This window comes from Actinotignum sp. UMB0459, from assembly GCF_051905915.1.
GTDB lineage: Bacteria > Actinomycetota > Actinomycetes > Actinomycetales > Actinomycetaceae > Actinotignum > Actinotignum sanguinis.
Genome location: NZ_JBQAIK010000008.1, coordinates 242630 through 261728, shown reverse-complemented (window position 1 = coordinate 261728; position 19099 = coordinate 242630). Strand labels below are relative to the sequence as shown.

The 19099-nt window shown below is 60.9% G+C and carries 18 protein-coding genes; 11 read left to right on the top strand and 7 right to left on the bottom strand.

From position 1 onward, the window contains the following. Positions 1-191: 191 nt before the first annotated feature. From ACTFPK_RS02930 to ACTFPK_RS02890, 9 genes are all read left to right on the top strand, one after another. A complete protein-coding gene (locus ACTFPK_RS02930; protein ID WP_439911028.1) occupies positions 192-713 on the top strand; it encodes a holo-ACP synthase in 522 nt (173 codons plus the stop codon). A 218-nt stretch (positions 714-931) separates the two neighbouring features. Continuing rightward, complete coding sequence (locus tag ACTFPK_RS02925; protein WP_439911027.1) at positions 932-2449, top strand: amino acid permease; 1518 nt, start codon at positions 932-934, stop codon at positions 2447-2449. Positions 2450-2616: 167 nt separating this feature from the next. Then, positions 2617-3927 carry a serine hydroxymethyltransferase gene (glyA, locus tag ACTFPK_RS02920; RefSeq protein ID WP_439911026.1) on the top strand — a complete coding sequence of 437 codons (1311 nt, stop codon included), beginning with the start codon at positions 2617-2619 and terminating at the stop codon, positions 3925-3927. Then, positions 3927-4931 (top strand): bifunctional methylenetetrahydrofolate dehydrogenase/methenyltetrahydrofolate cyclohydrolase, encoded by a 1005-nt coding sequence (locus ACTFPK_RS02915; protein WP_439911025.1) that lies wholly within the window; start codon positions 3927-3929, stop codon positions 4929-4931. Before glyA ends, ACTFPK_RS02915 begins: the two co-directional genes overlap by 1 nt. Position 4932: 1 nt before the next feature. Beyond that, on the top strand, positions 4933-5763 hold the full coding sequence (locus ACTFPK_RS02910) for an exodeoxyribonuclease III (RefSeq protein WP_439911024.1): 831 nt from the start codon (positions 4933-4935) through the stop codon (positions 5761-5763). A gap of 70 nt (positions 5764-5833) precedes the next feature. Further along, positions 5834-7132 carry a YihY/virulence factor BrkB family protein gene (locus tag ACTFPK_RS02905; RefSeq protein WP_439911023.1) on the top strand — a complete coding sequence of 433 codons (1299 nt, stop codon included), beginning with the start codon at positions 5834-5836 and terminating at the stop codon, positions 7130-7132. A gap of 2 nt (positions 7133-7134) precedes the next feature. Continuing rightward, a complete protein-coding gene (locus ACTFPK_RS02900) occupies positions 7135-8295 on the top strand; it encodes a mannose-1-phosphate guanylyltransferase (protein WP_439911022.1) in 1161 nt (386 codons plus the stop codon). A 58-nt stretch (positions 8296-8353) separates the two neighbouring features. Then, positions 8354-9136, top strand: coding sequence for a TIGR00730 family Rossman fold protein (locus ACTFPK_RS02895; protein WP_016442994.1), 783 nt, complete (start codon positions 8354-8356; stop codon positions 9134-9136). A gap of 55 nt (positions 9137-9191) precedes the next feature. Further along, the gene (locus tag ACTFPK_RS02890; RefSeq protein WP_016442993.1) at positions 9192-9359 is read left to right on the top strand and encodes a DUF3117 domain-containing protein; all 168 of its coding nucleotides are present in this window, start codon (positions 9192-9194) and stop codon (positions 9357-9359) included. A 167-nt stretch (positions 9360-9526) separates the two neighbouring features. On the opposite strand, the gene ACTFPK_RS02885 is transcribed toward ACTFPK_RS02890, so the two are convergent. The 5 genes from ACTFPK_RS02885 to ACTFPK_RS02865 are packed head-to-tail and all read right to left on the bottom strand — an operon-like array spanning position 9527 to position 14879. After that, positions 9527-10150, bottom strand: a complete 624-nt coding sequence (locus ACTFPK_RS02885) for an O-methyltransferase (RefSeq protein ID WP_274735657.1) — start codon at positions 10148-10150, stop codon at positions 9527-9529. A gap of 60 nt (positions 10151-10210) precedes the next feature. Then, positions 10211-11365: an Mrp/NBP35 family ATP-binding protein gene (locus ACTFPK_RS02880; protein ID WP_439911019.1), complete on the bottom strand. Its 1155-nt coding sequence runs from the start codon at positions 11363-11365 to the stop codon at positions 10211-10213. After that, a complete protein-coding gene (locus ACTFPK_RS02875) occupies positions 11352-11993 on the bottom strand; it encodes a DUF1003 domain-containing protein (protein WP_087070615.1) in 642 nt (213 codons plus the stop codon). Before ACTFPK_RS02875 ends, ACTFPK_RS02880 begins: the two co-directional genes overlap by 14 nt. After that, the gene (locus tag ACTFPK_RS02870) at positions 11986-13353 is read right to left on the bottom strand and encodes a magnesium transporter MgtE N-terminal domain-containing protein (protein WP_439911018.1); all 1368 of its coding nucleotides are present in this window, start codon (positions 13351-13353) and stop codon (positions 11986-11988) included. The genes ACTFPK_RS02875 and ACTFPK_RS02870 overlap by 8 nt, the downstream gene beginning before the upstream one ends. After that, on the bottom strand, positions 13353-14879 hold the full coding sequence (locus tag ACTFPK_RS02865; protein WP_439911017.1) for an aminopeptidase P family protein: 1527 nt from the start codon (positions 14877-14879) through the stop codon (positions 13353-13355). The genes ACTFPK_RS02870 and ACTFPK_RS02865 overlap by 1 nt, the downstream gene beginning before the upstream one ends. Positions 14880-14937: 58 nt before the next feature. On the opposite strand from ACTFPK_RS02865, the gene ACTFPK_RS02860 reads away from it, so the two are divergent. Together ACTFPK_RS02860 and ACTFPK_RS02855 are read left to right on the top strand one after the other, a co-directional pair. Next, a complete protein-coding gene (locus ACTFPK_RS02860; RefSeq protein WP_016442987.1) occupies positions 14938-15777 on the top strand; it encodes a PHP domain-containing protein in 840 nt (279 codons plus the stop codon). A 216-nt stretch (positions 15778-15993) separates the two neighbouring features. Further along, positions 15994-16620, top strand: coding sequence for a MarC family protein (locus ACTFPK_RS02855; RefSeq protein ID WP_016442986.1), 627 nt, complete (start codon positions 15994-15996; stop codon positions 16618-16620). A 96-nt stretch (positions 16621-16716) separates the two neighbouring features. Here ACTFPK_RS02855 and ACTFPK_RS02850 read toward each other — a convergent pair whose 3' ends face one another. Both ACTFPK_RS02850 and ACTFPK_RS02845 read right to left on the bottom strand, forming a co-directional pair. Then, on the bottom strand, positions 16717-18393 hold the full coding sequence (locus ACTFPK_RS02850; protein ID WP_016442985.1) for a DEAD/DEAH box helicase: 1677 nt from the start codon (positions 18391-18393) through the stop codon (positions 16717-16719). A gap of 419 nt (positions 18394-18812) precedes the next feature. Next, entirely contained in the window at positions 18813-19037 is a 225-nt protein-coding gene (locus tag ACTFPK_RS02845; protein ID WP_016442984.1) for a DUF3107 domain-containing protein, read from the bottom strand. Positions 19038-19099 lie beyond the last annotated feature (62 nt).

Here is a 19099-nt window from a genome sequence, read left to right as displayed (position 1 = left end):
AGGCACTATCTTTGTCCAGCTCAGCGGCGAATGGAAGAGGGAAAGCGAAAGTCGGGAAGAGCAGACAAGAACCGGTGGTCTCGTTTACCATAAAAGGGAAAAGCTACGTGTGAGCGAAAGTCACAGGGAACGACGGCGCCGCTTTGGCCTGGAGCTGGCCACAGTGATACGTCACCGGGAAGGAGCACGCGGTGATCGCGGGAATTGGAACCGATACCGTCGCCATCGATGCCTTCGCCGGGCAGCTGGATCTACCCGGCTCCCGCTTCCGCAACGTTTTTACCGCGCGGGAAATGCGCTACGCGATTCGCCGGGCCCAACGCCACACCCGCACTGAGGCCGCCGGAGCTTTCGCCACCCCGGCCGCTGAAGATGCGGGATTTGAAACTGTTATTCCGGCCGCGGAGCTCGCCCCGCACCTGGCGGCGCGGTGGGCGGCCAAAGAGGCCTTTATTAAAGCGTGGTCGGCGGCTCTCTACGGCTCCCAACCGGTACTACCCGAGGGACATTGGGACGCTATCGAAGTCACCAACGACCGCTGGGGGCGCCCGGCGATTATCCTCGGGGCGCCGATAGCCGGGGCGGTTCATAAAACCCTGGGGAGCGTGAATATTCACGTGTCGATGAGTCACGATGGGAACGTGGCTAGCGCCGTCGTTCTTATTGAATACCAGAACAATAATGCGGCGCACCGGGCCGCATCCACCCGGTAAACCGCGCCCTAAACCGCACTACACCCCGAACCGGCTGCCGCTACACCCTGAACCGGCCGGAAATAGACCCGTGGCTCACGCTCTGAGAAGCGGTAGCGCACTACCGTTGGCGTACACTACCGTGTGCCGGTACGAACGAAGCACTGAGGCGGTGGTGCGGCCACCGCGGGGAGCGGGCCCGCCCGGGCGAGGCACCGCGATGAAGGAGCTGAGATAACGTGGCACCAGAGCACGCTGGACAACCTGGGCGAACTGCACAAGCTGGGCAGGCTGAGCAATCCGAGCAGCCGCAACAATCCGCCGAGCCGCAACTGCAGCGCGGCCTGCACGCCCGCCACCTCACCATGATCGCGGTGGGCGGGGCGATTGGCACCGGGCTTTTCGTGGCCTCGGGAGAAACAATCAGTCAGGCCGGCCCGGGCGGAGCGCTGGTGGCCTACGGGCTTATCGGCATGATGGTCTACCTCCTCATGCAATCCTTAGGGGAAATGGCGGCCTACCTGCCGGTGGCCGGCTCCTTCGAAGAATACGGACGGCGTTTCGTTTCGCCCTCTTTCGGTTTCGCCACCGGCTGGAACTACTGGTACAACTGGGCGATCACCGTGGCCGCCGAGCTGTCTGCCGCGGCGCTCGTCATGAAGTACTGGTATCCGGATACGCCCGGCTGGGTGTGGTCTGCGGTCTTCCTGGCCCTCCTCATTTTGCTCAACGCGCTCTCGGTGCGCACCTACGGCGAAGGTGAATTCTGGTTCGCTCTCATCAAAGTGGTGACGGTTCTCGCCTTTATTGCGGTGGGGCTCCTCATGATCGTCGGTGTTTTCGGTGCCAGCCCGGGACTGGCTCATTGGACGGAAGGTGAGGCACCGTTCGTCAATGGCGGCGCGGGAATCCTCGCGGTCTTCATGGTGGCCGGTTTCTCCTTCCAGGGTACCGAAATGGTGGGGATCGCCGCGGGGGAGGCCCGCGACCCCGCCACCACGGTCCCGCGTGCCACTCGCACAATTTTCTGGCGTATCCTCATTTTCTACATCGGCGCCATCGTGGTGGTGGGTACCCTGGTGGCCTATAGCGATCCGAACCTGCTGCGCACCGACATTTCCGATATTGCGGTCTCGCCTTTCACTTTGGTGTTTGAGCGCGCCGGGGTGGCTTTCGCGGCCGCCGTCATGAACGCCGTTATTCTCACCGCGGTGCTCTCCGCTGGTAATTCCGGACTTTATGTGTCCACCCGCATGCTTTTCGCTCTCGCCGAGCAGGGCAGCGCCCCGAAATTCCTGGCGCGCCTGACCCGCCGCGGCGTCCCACTCAACGCCATGATCATCACGATTCTGGTGGCCACCGCCTGCTTCATCTCCTCCTTTATGGGCGACGGCAAAGCTTATGCCTGGCTCGTCAATGCTTCCGGACTGGCCGGTTTTATCACGTGGATGGGTATCGCGTGGAGCCATTACAATTTCCGGCGCGCTTTTATCGCTCAAGGCCGTAGCCTCGACGAACTCCCCTTCAAGGCACGGTTCTACCCGGCCGGTCCCATCGTGGCGCTGGTGATGTGCGCGGTGGTAATCGTGGGGCAGAGTTACCTCATTATTACCTCCGGCGGTGGCGCCCTCGATCTGCTCTCTTCCTATATCGGATTGCCGTTGTTCTTTGGCCTGTGGTGGGGCCACAAACTCATCACGAAGAGCCCCGCCGCGGATCTCTCCCGCGCAGACCTGAGCGCCCCCAAGATTTCCTGAGCGACGCGGTGTTTCTGCGCGGAGCGGCTGCATTTTCTACGAGCCTGTGTACGACGACGCCGCAACGGCCCGCGTGGTCCGGAAAGCTGCGCCACAATTTTTGTGTCGTAACCCCGCGGTAGACTGTCGACCTAACAGCGAAGGCGTGGAAGGTGTGGAGGAGAGACATGAGTACACCACTGGATGAACCTTTGGCCGTGGCGGACCCGGAAGTTGCCGCGATTCTCACCGGGGAATTACGCCGCCAGCAAGAAGGCTTGGAAATGATCGCTTCGGAAAACTTTGTTTCCCGCGCGGTTTTGCAAGCTCAAGGCTCTGTTCTCACCAATAAGTATGCGGAAGGTTATCCCGGGCGGCGCTATTACGGGGGCTGCGAATGGGTGGATAAGGTTGAAATCCTCGCCATAGAGCGGGCAAAAAGCCTCTTCGGGGCGGATTACGCCAATGTGCAACCGCATTCGGGTGCCTCAGCGAATGCCGCTGTCTACCACGCGATGGTGAAACCGGGGGCGAAAGTACTGGGTATGGCCCTTGATCAGGGCGGGCATCTTACCCACGGCATGAAACTTAATTTCTCCGGGCGCAATTACGATGTGGCTGCCTACCACGTCAACCCGGAAACCTATCTTCTCGATATGGATGAGGTGCGTGAAACCGCCCTGCGCGAACGTCCCGCCATGATTATCGCCGGGTGGTCGGCCTATCCGCGGCATGTGGATTTCGCGGCCTTCCGTTCCATTGCCGATGAAGTCGGTGCCGTGTTGTGGACTGATATGGCCCATTTCGCCGGCCTGGTAGCCGCAGGGCTGCACCCCAATCCCCTCCCGTACTCGGATGTGGTCACCACCACCATCCATAAAACCCTAGGTGGGCCTCGCTCGGGGATGATCCTTTCCGCGCGTGGGGAGGAATACGGCAAGAAGCTTAATTCCGCGGTATTCCCGGGCAACCAGGGAGGCCCGCTCATGCACGTGGTCGCCGCGAAAGCGGTGGCTCTCGGGTACGCTGCCACGGCAGAATTCCGCGAGCGCCAACGCCGCACCCTGGAAGGGGCCCAGATCCTGGCCGCGCGGCTCACGGAAGCTGATGTGGCTCAGGCCGGAATCTCGATTATTTCCGGGGGCACGGATGTCCACCTGGTCCTTGTGGATCTGCGCAATGCCGCGATCAACGGTCGGGAAGGGGAGGACCTGCTCAGTAGTATCGGCATTACCGTCAACCGCAACGGGGTTCCCTATGACCCCCGCCCGCCGTTCGTCACCTCCGGGCTGCGCATCGGCACCCCGGCGCTGGCCACCCGCGGCTTCGGCCCGGAAGAATTCACGGAAGTTGCCGATATTATCGCCCGCGCCCTCATCGGGGGGCACACGGCACCGGTCGAAGAACTGCGCACCCGGGTACGCGCGCTCACGGACCGCTTCCCGCTCTACGCTGGTCTGGACCAGGTTGGCGCCACCCGGAGCGGGGAAGGTCAGTAATGGCAGCACAACTTCTGGACGGGCGCGCCGTCGCCGCCACTATCAAAGATGAACTGCGGGTGCGGGTGGATGCCCTGCGCGCCCGCGGCTACACTCCCGGGCTTGGAACGGTGCTGGTGGGCGATGATCCGGCTTCCGCGGCGTATGTACGCGGTAAGCACCGTGATTGCGCGGAGGTAGGTATCGCTTCTCTGCAAGTAGAGCTGCCGGCTAGCGCGAGCGCGGCAGAAGTTGCCGCTGCGCTGCATGAGCTCAATGCCAACCCGGCCTGCACCGGATATATTCTCCAACTCCCGCTTCCCGCCGGGATGCCCGAATCCCGCCTCATCGAAGCAATCGCTCCGGATAAAGATGCTGATGGTCTTCACCCGGTTAACCTCGGGCGTCTGGTGGCAGGCGTGAGCGGGCAGCTCACCTCCCCGCTGCCCTGTACCCCGGCGGGCATAGTGGAGCTGATCGAACGCCACGGGCTCAACCTTGCAGGAAAACACGTAGTGGTCCTCGGGCGCGGCATCACGGTGGGGCGAACCATTGGCCTTCTCCTCACCCGGAAGAACATTAACGCCACCGTGACGCTCTGCCATACCGGCACTCCGAATATTCCCGAGCTATGCCGGCACGCGGATGTCATTATCGCCGCGGTAGGCCAGGCTGGTTTCGTTCGTTCGGAATGGGTGACGCCCGGCGCCGTTGTTGTTGATGTGGGGGTAACCCGGGAGCGCACCGCGGAAGGCACATGGCGCACCCTTGGGGATGTAGACCCGGGCGTGCGTGAACACTCAGCCTGGGTATCACCGAATCCTGGCGGGGTCGGCCCGATGACTCGGGTGATGCTGCTCAGCAACGTTGTCGATATGGCTGAACGCTACCTGGCGGAACAACACGGCACGGCTGGTGAATACGCGGCGGTCCCGTGTGCCGCAGAACAGCAGATCCCAGCAGGACCACCCGCGGCAGCACATATCCTCCCGGAGCATTCCGGGACTGGACACGAAAGGGAATGATATGCGGATCAGCACTGTCAACGTCAACGGGATTCGCGCGGCGGCGCGAAAAGGAATCGCGGCGTGGTTGGAGGCTACCGCGGCGGATATCGTCCTGCTCCAAGAAGTGCGTGCCCCCGCGGATATCACCGCAGAAATTTTCGCGGGCACCGGTTATCAGGTCTACACGGCTGTTTCCGAACTCAAAGGCCGGGCTGGAGTCGCGGTAGCAGTACGCGAAGGCATTGGCGTAGGTGAAGTTCGGGATCACCTGGGCGTGGGAGCCGATGGGGAACCTGTTGGCTCCGAAGCCCCGGTGGATAGCGGGCGCTGGCTTGAAGTGGAACTCCCGGATCTCCAGCTGCGGGTGGTGAGCGCCTACCTGCATTCGGGAGTGGCGGATAATGCGGAAAAAATGGCGGCAAAATACGCGCATCTCGAGCGGGTGAGTGCCCGCCTAGCACAATTCGACCCGGCCGCACGCACCCTAGTTGCCGGGGATTTCAATATCGTTCACACCGAAGCTGATATTGAGAACTGGAAGTCCAACCACAATCGCACCTCCGGGGTGCTTGACGATGAAATCGCCTACCTGGATCGGTGGTTCGGTGGCCCCTGGGTGGATGTGCAACGCGCTTTGCTAGAACGCGGCGGGCATGAGGGCAAAGGCCCCTACACCTGGTGGAGCCAACGTGGCAAAGCTTTTGACAACAACGTGGGCTGGCGCATCGACTACCATATGGCCAGCCCGGCACTTGCCGCCACCGCGCAAGCCTTTACTATCGGGCGAGCATCCTCCTACGCGGAGCGCTGGTCCGACCATGCCCCGCTCACGGTGGACTACCAGCTCTAGGCGTACTATTCAGGACCGTTGAGGAATCAAAACGTCTGTTTTTGTCGTAGGCCTCACGTACGATGGCTATGTGACAAAGCGGAATTCAATGATGGACGGTTTCTCTCAAGCTCTCGGCGTGGACCGGCAGGGGCGGCAAGCCGCTCGGCGCGGTGCACCCAGCGGAGAACAAGGGGCGGAAAGCGGGATAGTCGGCGTCGTTCGCAAAGGAAAAGCCCTGGCCGAATGGGCGCAAGGCACGCGTATTATGCGGGGCTTGGGTCGCTACGGAAAGGCCCGTGGGGGTCTACTCGCCGGTGGAATCGCCTATTCGGCGCTTTTCGCTATCACCGCGGCTCTCACCATAACCTGGACCGTGTTTATGGCTACTCTCGGAAGAAACGCGCAGCTGCGGGAAACCGTGGTGGATGCAGTCAATGCGGCCCTGCCTGGTATTCTCCAAGATTCCTCCGGGGAAGGCCTCATCAATCCCGATGATCTCATCCTCTCGGGAACCTCCGTGGTGGCTACCATCATCGCTGGAGCGGTGCTGCTGTGGACGGCCATGTCCATTATGGCCGGGCTCTCCACTGCCATCGGTGCCATGTTCGGGGTGAATCAACGAACCGAAAATGGGGTGGTGAGTATCTTCTTCCGCCTCGCTGGATTCGTGGTGCTCGCCCTGGGGATCCTTACCTCCGCGATCATCGGTTCCCTCGTTGGCTCGGTGGGAACCATGCTCCTTACCCGTGTTGGAATGGACGGGGCCTTCGTGCAATTCGGAACCAAAATCGCGGTCTTCCTGCTCGCGGCCACCGTGGACGCGCTCGTCATCATGTTCATTATTCGCTTCACCTCCGGGATCCGGGTGCCCCGCCGTGATTTCATCACGGGGGCGGCTCTCGGTGCGTTCCTCCTCTCCATCATTCGGGTAGTGGGGACCTCCGCGGTATCCAACGTGTCCGGAAACCCGCTCCTCGCGCCCTTCGCCGCTATTGCCACCCTGCTGCTGTGGCTCAACCTCGCTTCGCGTATTGTGCTCATGGTCTCCGCGTATATGGCGAACCCGCCAAGGGCTTACGTAGCGCAGGATCCGGAAGAATTGCGGGGGACCACCACGCCCAATTACGTCACCCTCTCCGTTCCGGAAACACTCATGTGGCCCCATGATCCCATCACCGGTTCCCTCCTGCCCGAACCGTATAATGCCACCGGCGAGGAGGAAGAAGAGCTCCCCGAATGGGGAGGCCTGGCCGGTAACCTGGCCCGCCGCCGGGCCGAAAAGCTAGAATCAAAGGCGCGTGAGGCACAGCTTAAAGCTGAGGAAGCTCGCGCACACTACGTGAGCGGACAACGCGAACTTGCGCGCTCGCAGCGAAAGGATAGCTAGGCGTGACATTCCATGCGATTATTCCCGCCGGGGGAGCCGGTTCGCGGCTGTGGCCACTCTCGCGGGCCAGCCACCCGAAGTTCCTGGTTGATTTCGGTTCGGGGCACACCATGATTCACGATACGGTGACCAGGCTTGCCCCGCTGGCGTCCAGTATTTACACCGTGACGGGCACCGCACATGCCGCGGCTGTGCGCGATCAACTGGCTGGTATTACGACGCCCCTTCACTATGTGGTTGAGCCGAGTCCGCGTGGCACTATGGCCGCTATCGGTATTGCCGCGGCGCTCGCCCATCGCGCAGATCCGGATGCTCTGGTTGGTTCCTTCGCGGCCGATCACCGTATTTCCGATACGGCGGCGTTCACCGCGGCCGTGCGCAAGGCGCTGGAGGCTGCCTCCCGCGGTTATCTTGTTACCCTCGGGATTACTCCAACCGGACCGGCCACCGGATTTGGCTATATCCGTGCGGGTGCGGCACTTCCCGGTCAATCTCCGGCCGGCGGATCGCCCGCTAGCAGAGAGAGCACGGAGAACGCCGGTGGACCGCTGGAGAGCTCCGCCGCCTTGCAGGTAGAACAATTCGTAGAAAAACCGGATGCGGAAACCGCCGCGCGTTATCTCGCGCAGGGCGGCTACTATTGGAACGCCGGGATTTTCGTGGCGCGGGCGGCCACGCTTATGGATATGCTCACCGAATACCGCCCTGATATCGCCGTACCGCTGCGCCAGCTTGCTCAATTGTGGGATCTGGACTCGGTCCGGCAAAATCCGCAGGTAGAAGAAATATGGGCGTCCATCCCGAAGGAAGTCATTGACAGGGCGGTAGCGGAACCGGCAGCCGCTGCGGGCCGGGTGGCCGTGGTACCAGCAGATATGGGCTGGTCCGATGTGGGAGATTACGATTCCCTCGCTGAAGGTATCCCTGCGGGGGAGCTCACCACCCAACGAGTCCCGGGAAGCACGGGGGCCCCGGTGCTCGCCGTTGATGCGCCGGATTCTCTGGTGTACAGCTCGACGAAGCCCGTTGTTGTGGTGGGAGTGCCGGGCGCCGTCGTTATCGATACCGGAAGTGCCCTGCTAGTAACCACCCGCGATAAAGCTCAGGATGTCAAAAAAGCCGTTGATGGCCTGGACGCGGCCGGGCTGGCCGAGCTCAGGTAGTTTTCCGCTCCGCGTAGAGAAGTGGAAGGCGCCTAGGTAGCGAAGGACAATAGAAACCATGAATACACGCGACTATCGGCGCGGGGCACAAACCCGGCGCGGTGCCCAGATCCCGCCCATCACCGCGGATACCAAGCTGTTGTCCAACCGGAGCAACGGGGACTGGACCCTCAGCGACCCGTGGCGAGTGCTGCGCATCCAATCCGAATTCGTGGAAGGATTCGGGGCGCTCGCCCACGTGCCACCCTGCGTCTCGATTTTCGGTTCGGCGCGCATCGGGCGCGAATCCCGTTACTACCGGGTGGCCGAAGAAACCGCCGATATTCTCAGCCAGCAAGGCTTCGGGATTATTACCGGTGGCGGGCCGGGGATTATGGAAGCCGCCAATAAAGGCGCGGCGGCGAATGACGGTCTCTCCATCGGCCTGGGAATTGAACTCCCGCACGAACAGGGCCTCAACGAATACGTCAATCTCGGCATTGAATTCCGGTATTTCTTCGTGCGCAAAACAATGTTTCTCAAGTATTCTCAAGGTTTCGTGGTGCTCCCCGGTGGTTTTGGTACCCTCGATGAACTCTTCGAAGCCCTCACCCTAGTACAAACAGGTAAAGTCGCAGGTTTTCCGGTGGTGCTGGTGGGTAGCGATTTCTGGGGCGGTCTCGTGGAATGGGTCCGCGGGCGCCTCGTGAGCGAAGGTATGATTTCGCCCGCAGATCCGAATATTTTCACCGTGGTGGATACCGCCCATGAGGCTGTCGATGCTCTTATCGCAGGTCAGAGGTCCCTTACTGCGGAACAAGCCACGCGACAAGCTCGCCGCGAACAGGTGGCAGACTTCTAGTAGAATTAGGGGTGACGTTAGTCGCATAGTTGCGGCGAACAGGAAGGAAACCACTATGGCAGCTATGAAGCCACGCACGGGTGATGGACCGTTGGAAGTCGAACGTGAAGCGCGCGGAATCGTGGTCCGCATCCCAGTGGATGGCGGCGGACGCCTCGTCCTGGAACTCAACGATGAAGAATGCGTGAGCCTTAAAGAAGCTCTCGCAAGCGTGGAGAAGTAAGCACCACCGAAGTATCTGCATCGACTACCTATCCGGGGGCCGGCCGGCAGGCGCGGCCCCCGGATACATGCATGCTTGTAACCGGAGCATTCTGGTGAAAGGGTGAGTGGCTAACTCGTCAGCCACCGGTACCAGATAAAACTCCTTTTAAACGAAGAATGGCCCGGTTAGCGCAGCCGGCAGACTAGTACTCCATCGCCCAGAGGCACCAGGCTAGTATCGAGTTCTTCGGCTTGCATAAGTGCTTTAATGAGATGGCGAATGGCCACCACGGGTTCTTCGCGGCGCGCCGGGTCAGCGACCTTACCGCCCTGGAGGGCGCCAGCCACTACCAATAGACCCCCGGGGCGCAAAATCCGCAAAGCTTCTTCACAGTCACCGGCCGCCTCAAGAGGATCGCCGTCGACAAGAACCATATCGTAGGAGTGGGCCGCCAACCGCGGCAAAATATCAGCACTGCGCCCGTTAATAATGCGCACTTTTCCAGGGCGGGCCCCGGCTCGAGCGAAGAGGGAACGTGCCACATGTTGGGCTTCGGACTCCACGTCAATCGTGGTGAGGTGAATATCCCCGGCACGCAGCAGGTAGAGGCCGGAAACTCCACTGCCCGTTCCGATTTCGACCGCGTTATTGACTTTCGCGCAGGCAGCCAGAACCGTGAGGAAGTTCCCGCAGGCTGGGCTCACGCACCGGATAGAGAATTCAGCGGCGGTGGCGCGGGCCGCCCGGGTAATATCCCCTTCGATAACGGCATCTTCAGCGTATGTCCACGCCAGGGTCCGATCGGACATAAGCCTCCTCCATAACAGGGAACGTGCGCAGCAATGTTTCTATCATAGTGCGCTGTGCCATTACGCGGGGCATGCGCGCCGCGGCAGCTCTTGGATACGTGCCGCTAGGGCTCGCAAAATATCACGCGCGGGGGAGTCCACCATATCGAGGACGAATGGTGTTCCGGTATCGCAGCCCTCCCGTAGTGCCGGCTCCAGCGGAATCTGGGCGAGAAGTTCGACCGGATACCCGAGCGTTGCGCTGAGATTCGTGGCGACGAGCTGTCCACCGCCGGAACCAAAAATTGTATTTTTTGTTCCGTCCGGTAGTTCCAGGTAGGACATATTTTCGACGACGCCGATAACTGTCTGCTCCGTTTGTTTAGAAACTGCACCGGCTCGTTCAGCCACGTCCGCGGCAGCCGTTTGCGGCGTCGTCACAACGAGGATATCCGCGCGCGGTAGCATCTGCGCCAATGAAATAGCGACGTCGCCCGTCCCGGGCGGCAAATCGAGGAAAACATAATCAAGATCCCCCCAGTACACGTCCGCGAAGAATTGTTCGAGGGCTTTATGAAGCATAGGTCCGCGCCAGACCACCGGGGTATTACCCGGCACAAACATACCGATGGACATGACTTTCACGCCGTGTGCGACCGGGGGAATGATCATGCCGTTGAGCTGCTGAGCGGGAGTGTCCACTCCCATCATCCCGGGGATGGAAAAACCGTAAATATCGGCATCGATGAGGCCCACGCGCTGTCCGGTGGCGGCCAGTGCAACCGCGAGATTCGCGGCTATTGAGGATTTGCCTACCCCGCCTTTTCCGGAGGCCACCGCGATAACACGGGTGGGGGAATCGGGGCGCGCAAAAGAAATCTCCCTTGTGGTGCGCCCCCCGCGCAGCTTTTGCTGCAGGTGTTGCACCTGAAGCGGGGTCATGGCACCCATGGTGATGGCAACGGTGCTGACACCGTCAAGTGCGGCGATGGCCTCGCGTACCTCACGTTCGATCACGTCCTGGCGTGGGCAGTGCACGGTGGTGAGAAGTACCGTAAGGGTGACATCACCTTCCGGGCTCACCCGCAGCCCGTGAATCATATCCAGTTCGGTAATCGGGTGGCGTAATTCCGGGTCGATAACCCCGGAGAGGGCCTCCAGAACCCGATCCTTGGTGAGGGGAGTGGCCGCGGGTGAGCGCGGCACCGAATCGGAAACAGGGTCACTCGTGGGCACCGGGCTCCTCCCTAGGGCGGTCAAGCGCGGCGCGGGCGTGGTCATCTCCCGGATCAACGGGAACGTCACGTGCTTCGCGCTGGGCTTTAACCGCATCGAGTTCTTCTTGCAATTCGCGGATGCGTTCTTCGCGTTCGGCAGCGCGGTCAATATTGCGGTCATCAAGCTCGTGGAGTAAATCGCGCAATTCTGAACGAACAAAGTCTCGGGTGGCCATATCGCCGACCGCGTCGCGCAAGCCGGCAATTTCACGCATGAGGTATTCGGTATCCGCCAGGTTCCGGTCCGCCCGCTGGCGGTCCTGTTCGGCGCTCACTTTGTCACGCGCATCCTGGCGGTTCTGGGCTAGCAGAATGAGGGGCGAAGCGTAGGAGGCCTGCAAGGATAGCATGAGCGTGAGCGCGGTGAAACCGAATTCCGCGGAATCGAACTGCCATTTCTCGGGGGCCATGGTGTTCCACGCCAGCCACGCCACCACGAAAATAGTCAGGTAAACGAGGAAACTCGCGGTGCCCTGGAAACGGGCAATGCTTTCCGCCGCGCGCCCGGCAGCTTCCGGATCTTTACGCCGCCGGCGCCGAAACAAACGGCTGCGGCGTTCGAGTGGTTCATTGAAATCATTAGCCACGGTTCACCTCGTTCGTCGTGGATGCGGCGGGGGCTTCCGATGCTGTGGGGTTTTCTGATGCGGCGGGGTCTCTTGTGCTCGCGTCGCTTGCGCCGAGTTCGTCGCTCGTGCTCTCAGAATCCGCGCCCTCCCAGGAATCGTCCATATCACGCCAATCCTCGGGGAGGAGATGGTCGAGGACGTCATCAACGGAGACCGCCCCGAGGAGGAGCCCCTGATCCACCACCGGAACAGCGGTGAGGTTATAGGTTGCCAATTCGCGGGTCACCGAGCCGATGGGGGCTTCTGGATCCACCCCTTCAGTATTGCGATCCAGGATAGAACCGAGCATCGTGGTGGGGGGTTCGCGCAGCGCCCGCTGGATATGCACCGCGCCCAGATACCGCCCCGTGGGAGTTTCCAAAGGCGGGCGGCACACAAAAGCCACCGCGGCCAGCGCCGGGGGAATATCCGGACGGGATGCCGCGGCCAGGGCCTGGGCCACGGTGTCATCAGGGCCGAGGATCACCGGGTTGGGGGTCATGAGACCACCGGCGGTGCGCTCATCATAGGTGAGGAGGCGGCGCACATCCTGCGCCTCGCCTTCACTCATGGAGTCGAGGAGGATCGCTGCTGTTTCGGAGGGCAGATCGGCCATGAGATCGGCCGCGTCGTCGGGCTGCATCACGTCCAAAACGTCACCGGCACGTTCCACATCCAAACCGGCCAATACCGTTACGCGGTCCTCATCACCGAGTTCTTCCAGAACGTCCGCGAGCTTTTCGTCCGTAAGCTCCCGGGCCACCGATTGCATGCGTTCCTCGGGTAAATCACGCAAAATTTCCGCAATATCCCACGGCTTAAGATCCACCAGCTGGGAGACAATAGAGGCGGCTCCCTGGGTATGGCTCGCGGTGGACAGTCCGGCAACCTCGCTCACCTTGAGGATTTCCGAATGGCGAGAATTCGTGCCGATTCCCCGCACATACACCTGGGTGAGGCCCCATTCGCGCCCGCGCAGCGGCTCAATGGCCGCGTCCACGACGCTCATGCGGGTACCGGTTTCCCGCACCACCACTTCGCGGTCAATGAGCTGAGCCATGACGAGTGTTTCCGAACTGCGCTGCTGGAAGCGCCGCATATTGAGCACACCCGTAATGATGACCTGGCCGTTCGCGATGGACGTGACGCGGGTAATGGGCAGGAAGACCCGGCGGCGCCCCACCACATCAATGGTGAGCCCGACCGCGGAAGGCACACCCTTGACGCGGAACACCACGACGACATCGTGGACGGTACCCACCTGGTCGCCAATGGGATCGTAGACGGGGGTACCGGCCAGCCGCCCGATAAAAACGCGAGAATTTTGCGAGGTTTTCATTAGCGCTGCACCCGCGTGAACCATTCTTCGATATCGGCGATGGTCCGCGGTATATCTTCCGAGAGGCGCTCAGCGCCGTTTTCCGTGATGAGAATGTCATCTTCGATACGCACCCCGATTCCGCGGAAACGTTCGGGAACCTTGAGGTCGTCTTCGCGGAAGTACAGGCCCGGTTCGATGGTGAAGATCATCCCCGGTTTTAGTTCCGCATCCAGGTACATATCCCGGCGGGCGGCCGCGCAATCATGCACATCCAAGCCGAGGTGATGGGAGGTGCCGTGCGGCATCCAACGCCGGTGATACTGGCCTTCGGGGGCCAGGGACTGCGCGGCGGTGCCCGGAAGCATACCCCACTTTTCTAGGTAGCTAGCGATAACCTCCATGGCGGCGGCATGCACATCCTTGAATTTCACGCCGGGGGTACCGGCTACCTCAAGGGCTCGCTCAGCAGCTTCGAGCACAGCGTTATACACCTCCGCCTGTTCTTCCGTGAAGGTGCCAGTGACCGGGAGAGTGCGGGTGATATCCGCGGTGTAGAGAGAATCGAGTTCCACCCCGGCATCCACGAGGATGAGATCACCTTCACGGACCTCACCGTCATTCGTCATCCAATGGAGGGTATTGGCGTGGTTACCGGAGGCCGCGATGGTGTCATATCCCAGGCCGTTTCCTTCTTCGCGGGCACGGGCGAAGAAGGCACCTTCCACCACGCGCTCCCCGCGATGGTGGGCAACCGCCCGGGGCAGGCTGCGAATAATCTCATCGAAACCGGAATAGGTAGCGGCCACAGCTTTGCGCATTTCCCGGATCTCGAAATCATCCTTAATGAGGCGAAGTTCAGAGAGGGCCTGGGCCAGCTCCATATCCTGAGCGGCATCTTGGGACAGCCCGGCAGCGGCACGCAAATCGCTTACCTGTGCGGTGATTTGTTCCGATGCTTCCGCGAGCACCCGGAGACTCACCTGGCCTTCCCCGAGATCCTTCGCGAGGGCATCGGGCAGGTTATCGAGAGAATCGGTGGCCAATCCGGTGGCACGGCTCACTTCCTCCAGGGAGGGGCGGGCTCCCACCCAGAATTCCCCGTGGGCCGGGTCCGAATAAAACTCCTCCGAGGAACGCGAGGCGCGCGGGTAGAAATACAGGGTGACATCATGCCCTCCCTCTTCACGCGGGTTGAAAACAAGCACCGCGCCCGGTTCCTGTTCCCCGCCCAGGCCTGTCATATGCGAGAAAGCAGAGTGAGCACGGAAGCGGTAATCGGTGTCATTAGCGCGCACCTTGGTTTCCCCGGCTGGAATAACGAGCCGTTCACCCGGGAAAAGTGCAGAAAGAGCGGCGTGGCGTGCCGGCAAATAATCAGCCACCTCCGTGCGTGGCGCCGGTTCGGGGCGCGGGCCCCAATCCGAGCCCATGAACTCCCGAAATTCGAGGTTACTGGGCTGCTGAGAACGGTTATTTCCCCGAGCGCGCAAATTTTGCTGCGCAGTATCCTGATCGTGCTGTCCCTTGGTAGTCATACCGTCCATTATCGCACCCTTTCCCGACATAAAAAGCCCTAGTAAAAACCCGACTAAGCTGGAGGGCATGGCTGTTGATACCCACACTCATTCCACCGCCTCCGATTCCACGGTCACTCCACGCGAACTCGTGGAGGAAGCCGGGCGTATCGGTCTGGCCGGAATTGCGCTTACCGACCACGATACGGTGGCCGGATGGGAGGAGGCCGCAGCTGCGGCGGCCTCCTGCGGCGTCGTACTTATCCGCGGCATGGAGCTATCTACCAAATGGGAAGGGATCACCTGCCATATCCTCGGCTATCTTTTCGATCCGGAGGATCGTGCTATTCAGGAACATATCGCGACCACGCGGGCATCTCGGCTGACGCGAACCCGGGCTATCGTGGACAAACTCAGCGCGGATGTCCCCATCACCTGGGATGATGTGGTGGCTCAGACACCTCCGGGGGCTACCGTTGGGCGGCCCCATATTGCCGATGCCCTGGTAGCGGCCGGCGTGGTTCCCACCCGGAGCGCGGCTTTTACCTACTATCTTTCCGTGCGCGGGCCGTATTATGTGTCCCACTATGCGCCGCAGGCATGCGAGGCAATCAGGATGATTACGGCGGCGGGCGGGAAAGCGGTGCTGGCCCACCCGGTGGCGCCGGCGCGTAACAAAGTGGTTCCCGAACGCGCTTTTGATGAGATGGCCGCGGCCGGGCTTTTCGGGGTGGAGCTACGCCACCCGGAAAATGATCCGGAGCTGGTGCCGGGCCTGGAACGGATTGCCGCGCGGTTGCAGCTGCGCGGTTTCGGGGCGAGTGATTATCACGGGAGCGGGAAAACGAATCGGCTCGGGCAGTACACCACGAGCGCGGATATTATCGCCGAGCTGGTCGACGGCACCGCGTTGCCTGTGCTAGGTTAGAACGCGCTTCACTGCCGTAGCGTTCCGGCGGGAGCCGGGTACTCGCGAGCACCATTCCTAACTGGTGCGGGTACGGCCGTGAAAACTCTCAGGATATCTTTTCGATTATCGCGGGGATGTCTTAGGATGGTGTCGTTATAAGTCCGGCTCGGTGTAAAACCGCTCCTGCGGATGTGGAGGACCTGGTCGCCGGGGAGAATCAGGAGGTACTGCCCCGTGGCCGTCTTTGATGTCACGATCTTCTTGTCCACCTTCATGACCCTGTTCGTCATCGCTGACCCGCTGGGCAACCTCCCGGTTTTCATCGCGCTCACCGCGCGGAATACCAATAAGGAACGCAATCGCGCGGCCTGGCAGTCTGTTCTCACCTCCGCGATTGTGCTGGCGATTTTCGCGATTTTCGGTAAATACATTCTGGATTTGCTGGGTATTACCACCGCCGCCATGCAGATTTCGGGCGGTATCTTGCTGTTACTCGTCGCGCTCCAGCTCATGCAGGACGAATCCAATCCGCAAGAAGAAGAGGCGAAGGCTTCCTCGGTGAATATCGCCCTGGTTCCCATGGGGATTCCGCTACTGGCCGGTCCTGGCGCGATCGTCGCCATCATGATTAAAGTGGAGGAATCCGGCGATTCTCTGGGCGGGATCCTCGCGATTATCGCCGCCTTTATTTTGCTGCACATTATTGAATGGGTGGTTTTGCGTTTCGCTTCGCCCATGCACCGCCTCCTGGGCGAAGGCGGCACGGTATTCCTCACCCGTATTGCCGGTATGCTGCTAGCCGCGATCTCGGTGCAGCTCATTATTGCCGGAGCGGTATCCGTGTGGCCGGGCGCCGCCTAGGTTTTCTTTTCCGCACAGGTCTTAAAGCTCGTCTTAAAACTCGGCGGGCGTCTTCCGAATGTTTCCGGAGACGCCCGCCGTGCTTGTTAATCCGCTTTAGTCCAGTTTGCGGGAGAGTTTACGACGCCGCCGCTGCGTTCCTGCCTGCTCGCTAGCCGCGGGAGTTTCGGCCTGCGTGCGCGGGGTTCCGAGCCGCCGCCGGGTGCGTCCCGAAGCGCTGCGCTGCTCTTTTTCTTCGGTACGACGACGCCCGGTACCCGAGCGCTCCTCTGTTTTCGTGGCGGTGGACTTGGCGCGGCGCGATCCACGAGCGGAAGACGAACGCTGCGTCCCACCGCGCGCCCGCTGGCCGCGGTGCGCCGAGTGACGCCGGGAATTACCGCGCCCACCTCGCGAATGGCCAGTTTCACCCAGATCCTCAATTTCTTCGGCATCCAAACCAGCTAGAACACGCTGCGATTCCGGGAGAGTGGGGCCGGCATCGGTGGGAATATCAAGATCGTTGTAGAGGTGATCGGAGGTGTGATACGTTTCCACCGGATCTGCCATTCCGAGATTGAGCTGTTTGCTGATCAGCGACCAGCGGGGCATATCTTCCCAATCCACGAAAGTCACCGCGGTCCCCTTGTTTCCGGCCCGACCGGTACGGCCAATGCGGTGAATATAGATCTTTTCATCTTCGGGGCACTGGTAGTTGATGACATGGGTGACATCGTCTACGTCAATACCGCGGGCGGCCACATCAGTGGCCACCAATACGTCAATCTTGCCTTTACGGAAAGCCCGCAAAGTTTGTTCCCGGGCACCCTGACCCAAATCCCCGTGCAGGGAACCCACCGCGAATCCACGCTCGCGTAAGGTGTCGGCAAGGCGGGCCGCATTGCGTTTGGTACGGCAGAAAATAATGGAGCGATCCCGGCCCCGGGCCTGGAGAATACGCGAAACCACCTCGTCTTTATTGAGAGCGTGGACGCGGTAGGCAACCTGGCGAATATTTTTGACGGTGGCGCTGTCATCACCGGGAGTATGGGCGCGAATATGCGTCGGTTTCGTCATATAACGGCGTGCCATGGTAATGACGGGACCGGGCATGGTCGCGGAGAAGAGCATGGTGTGGCGGGTAGGTGGAACGGCGGAGAGGATTTTTTCGACGTCGTCCAAAAAACCGAGGTCCAGCATCTCATCGGCCTCGTCAAGAACCACGGTACGGACGTGGCTGAGCACGAGAGTGCCGTGTTTCATGAGGTCAATGATACGACCAGGGGTACCCACCACAATTTCCACGCCCTTGGCCAGCGCTTCTTGCTGGGGCTCATAGGCGCGCCCTCCGTAAATATCGACGATACGCAAGCTGCGGTGGGCGGCGGCGTTACGCAGCTCCAAAGCAACCTGTTTGGCCAGTTCACGGGTGGGCAGCACAACGAGTGCCTGGGGTTTACCCTGATCGGCTGGGCGAATAGCCTCCCAGCCTTCTTCCCCCGGCCCCACCGATACCTCGAGGAGCGGGATGCCGAAACCGAGAGTTTTACCGGTGCCGGTTTTTGCCTGCCCGATAATGTCATGACCGGTCAGGGCAACGGGGAGCGTGAGTGCCTGAATCGGGAAAGGATGGGTAATACCGTGCTCTTCCAGGGCACGAACGATGGGTTCGGAAACTCCGAAATCTGCGAAAGACTTGGTTTCAAGGCCTTCACCCGTGCCGGTGATATCGGCAGCGGGGGAGGTGTCGGTTGGTTCATGGGCGCGGGAGGAATCAATCACTCCGGAAGCCATATGCTGTCCTTTCTGCGTGCGCGAATGCGCACGAGCTAGGGGTGGGCGCAGCGATTGCGATACATGCCACATCAGCCGATTACACACTGGCGACCGAGCGCACCACCCGATGTAGCAGCCGGTCGCGACAATCCCCAGCGACCGGGCAGCTACCCATATCAATCACGCCTGGCCGTGCCGCACCTATATCGCGCTTCATGTAGGAAACGTTCCAGCTCATGTAGGAAACACCCGGTTTGAGCTGGAAACGCACTCCCGCCGGAGCGAGAAACAGGTGGCGCAGACGATCACAGGTTCCCGGCTATTCTACGGCACTAACCCCGCCTGAGCGCTGCGACCTCCCGCTCATCACAACTCCGCCCGGTGCCGAGCTGCTCTTTCCCGGAGTTTTCCAGCCAGATGCTCCCGCGACAAACCTCTTAGAGACCGAAGCCCACCCGCCGGGTATCTTGTTCGCGGATTTCCACGAAAGCAATAGCATCGGCGGGGATAGTTACCTCGCGGTTCTTCTTCGCGATGATACGCAAGGGCTTACCTTCTCCACCGAGGCTGGCATCGACAAGCGTGCGCAATTCCTCAACCGAAGCATCCGTTTCCAAAATCAGATCACGGGTAGTTTCGCGAAAACCAATGACGATTTCCATATGTTTCTCCTTAAAATCTAGGGTTGCGGAGCCGGAAGACACCGCCGCGAGCGAGCCGAATA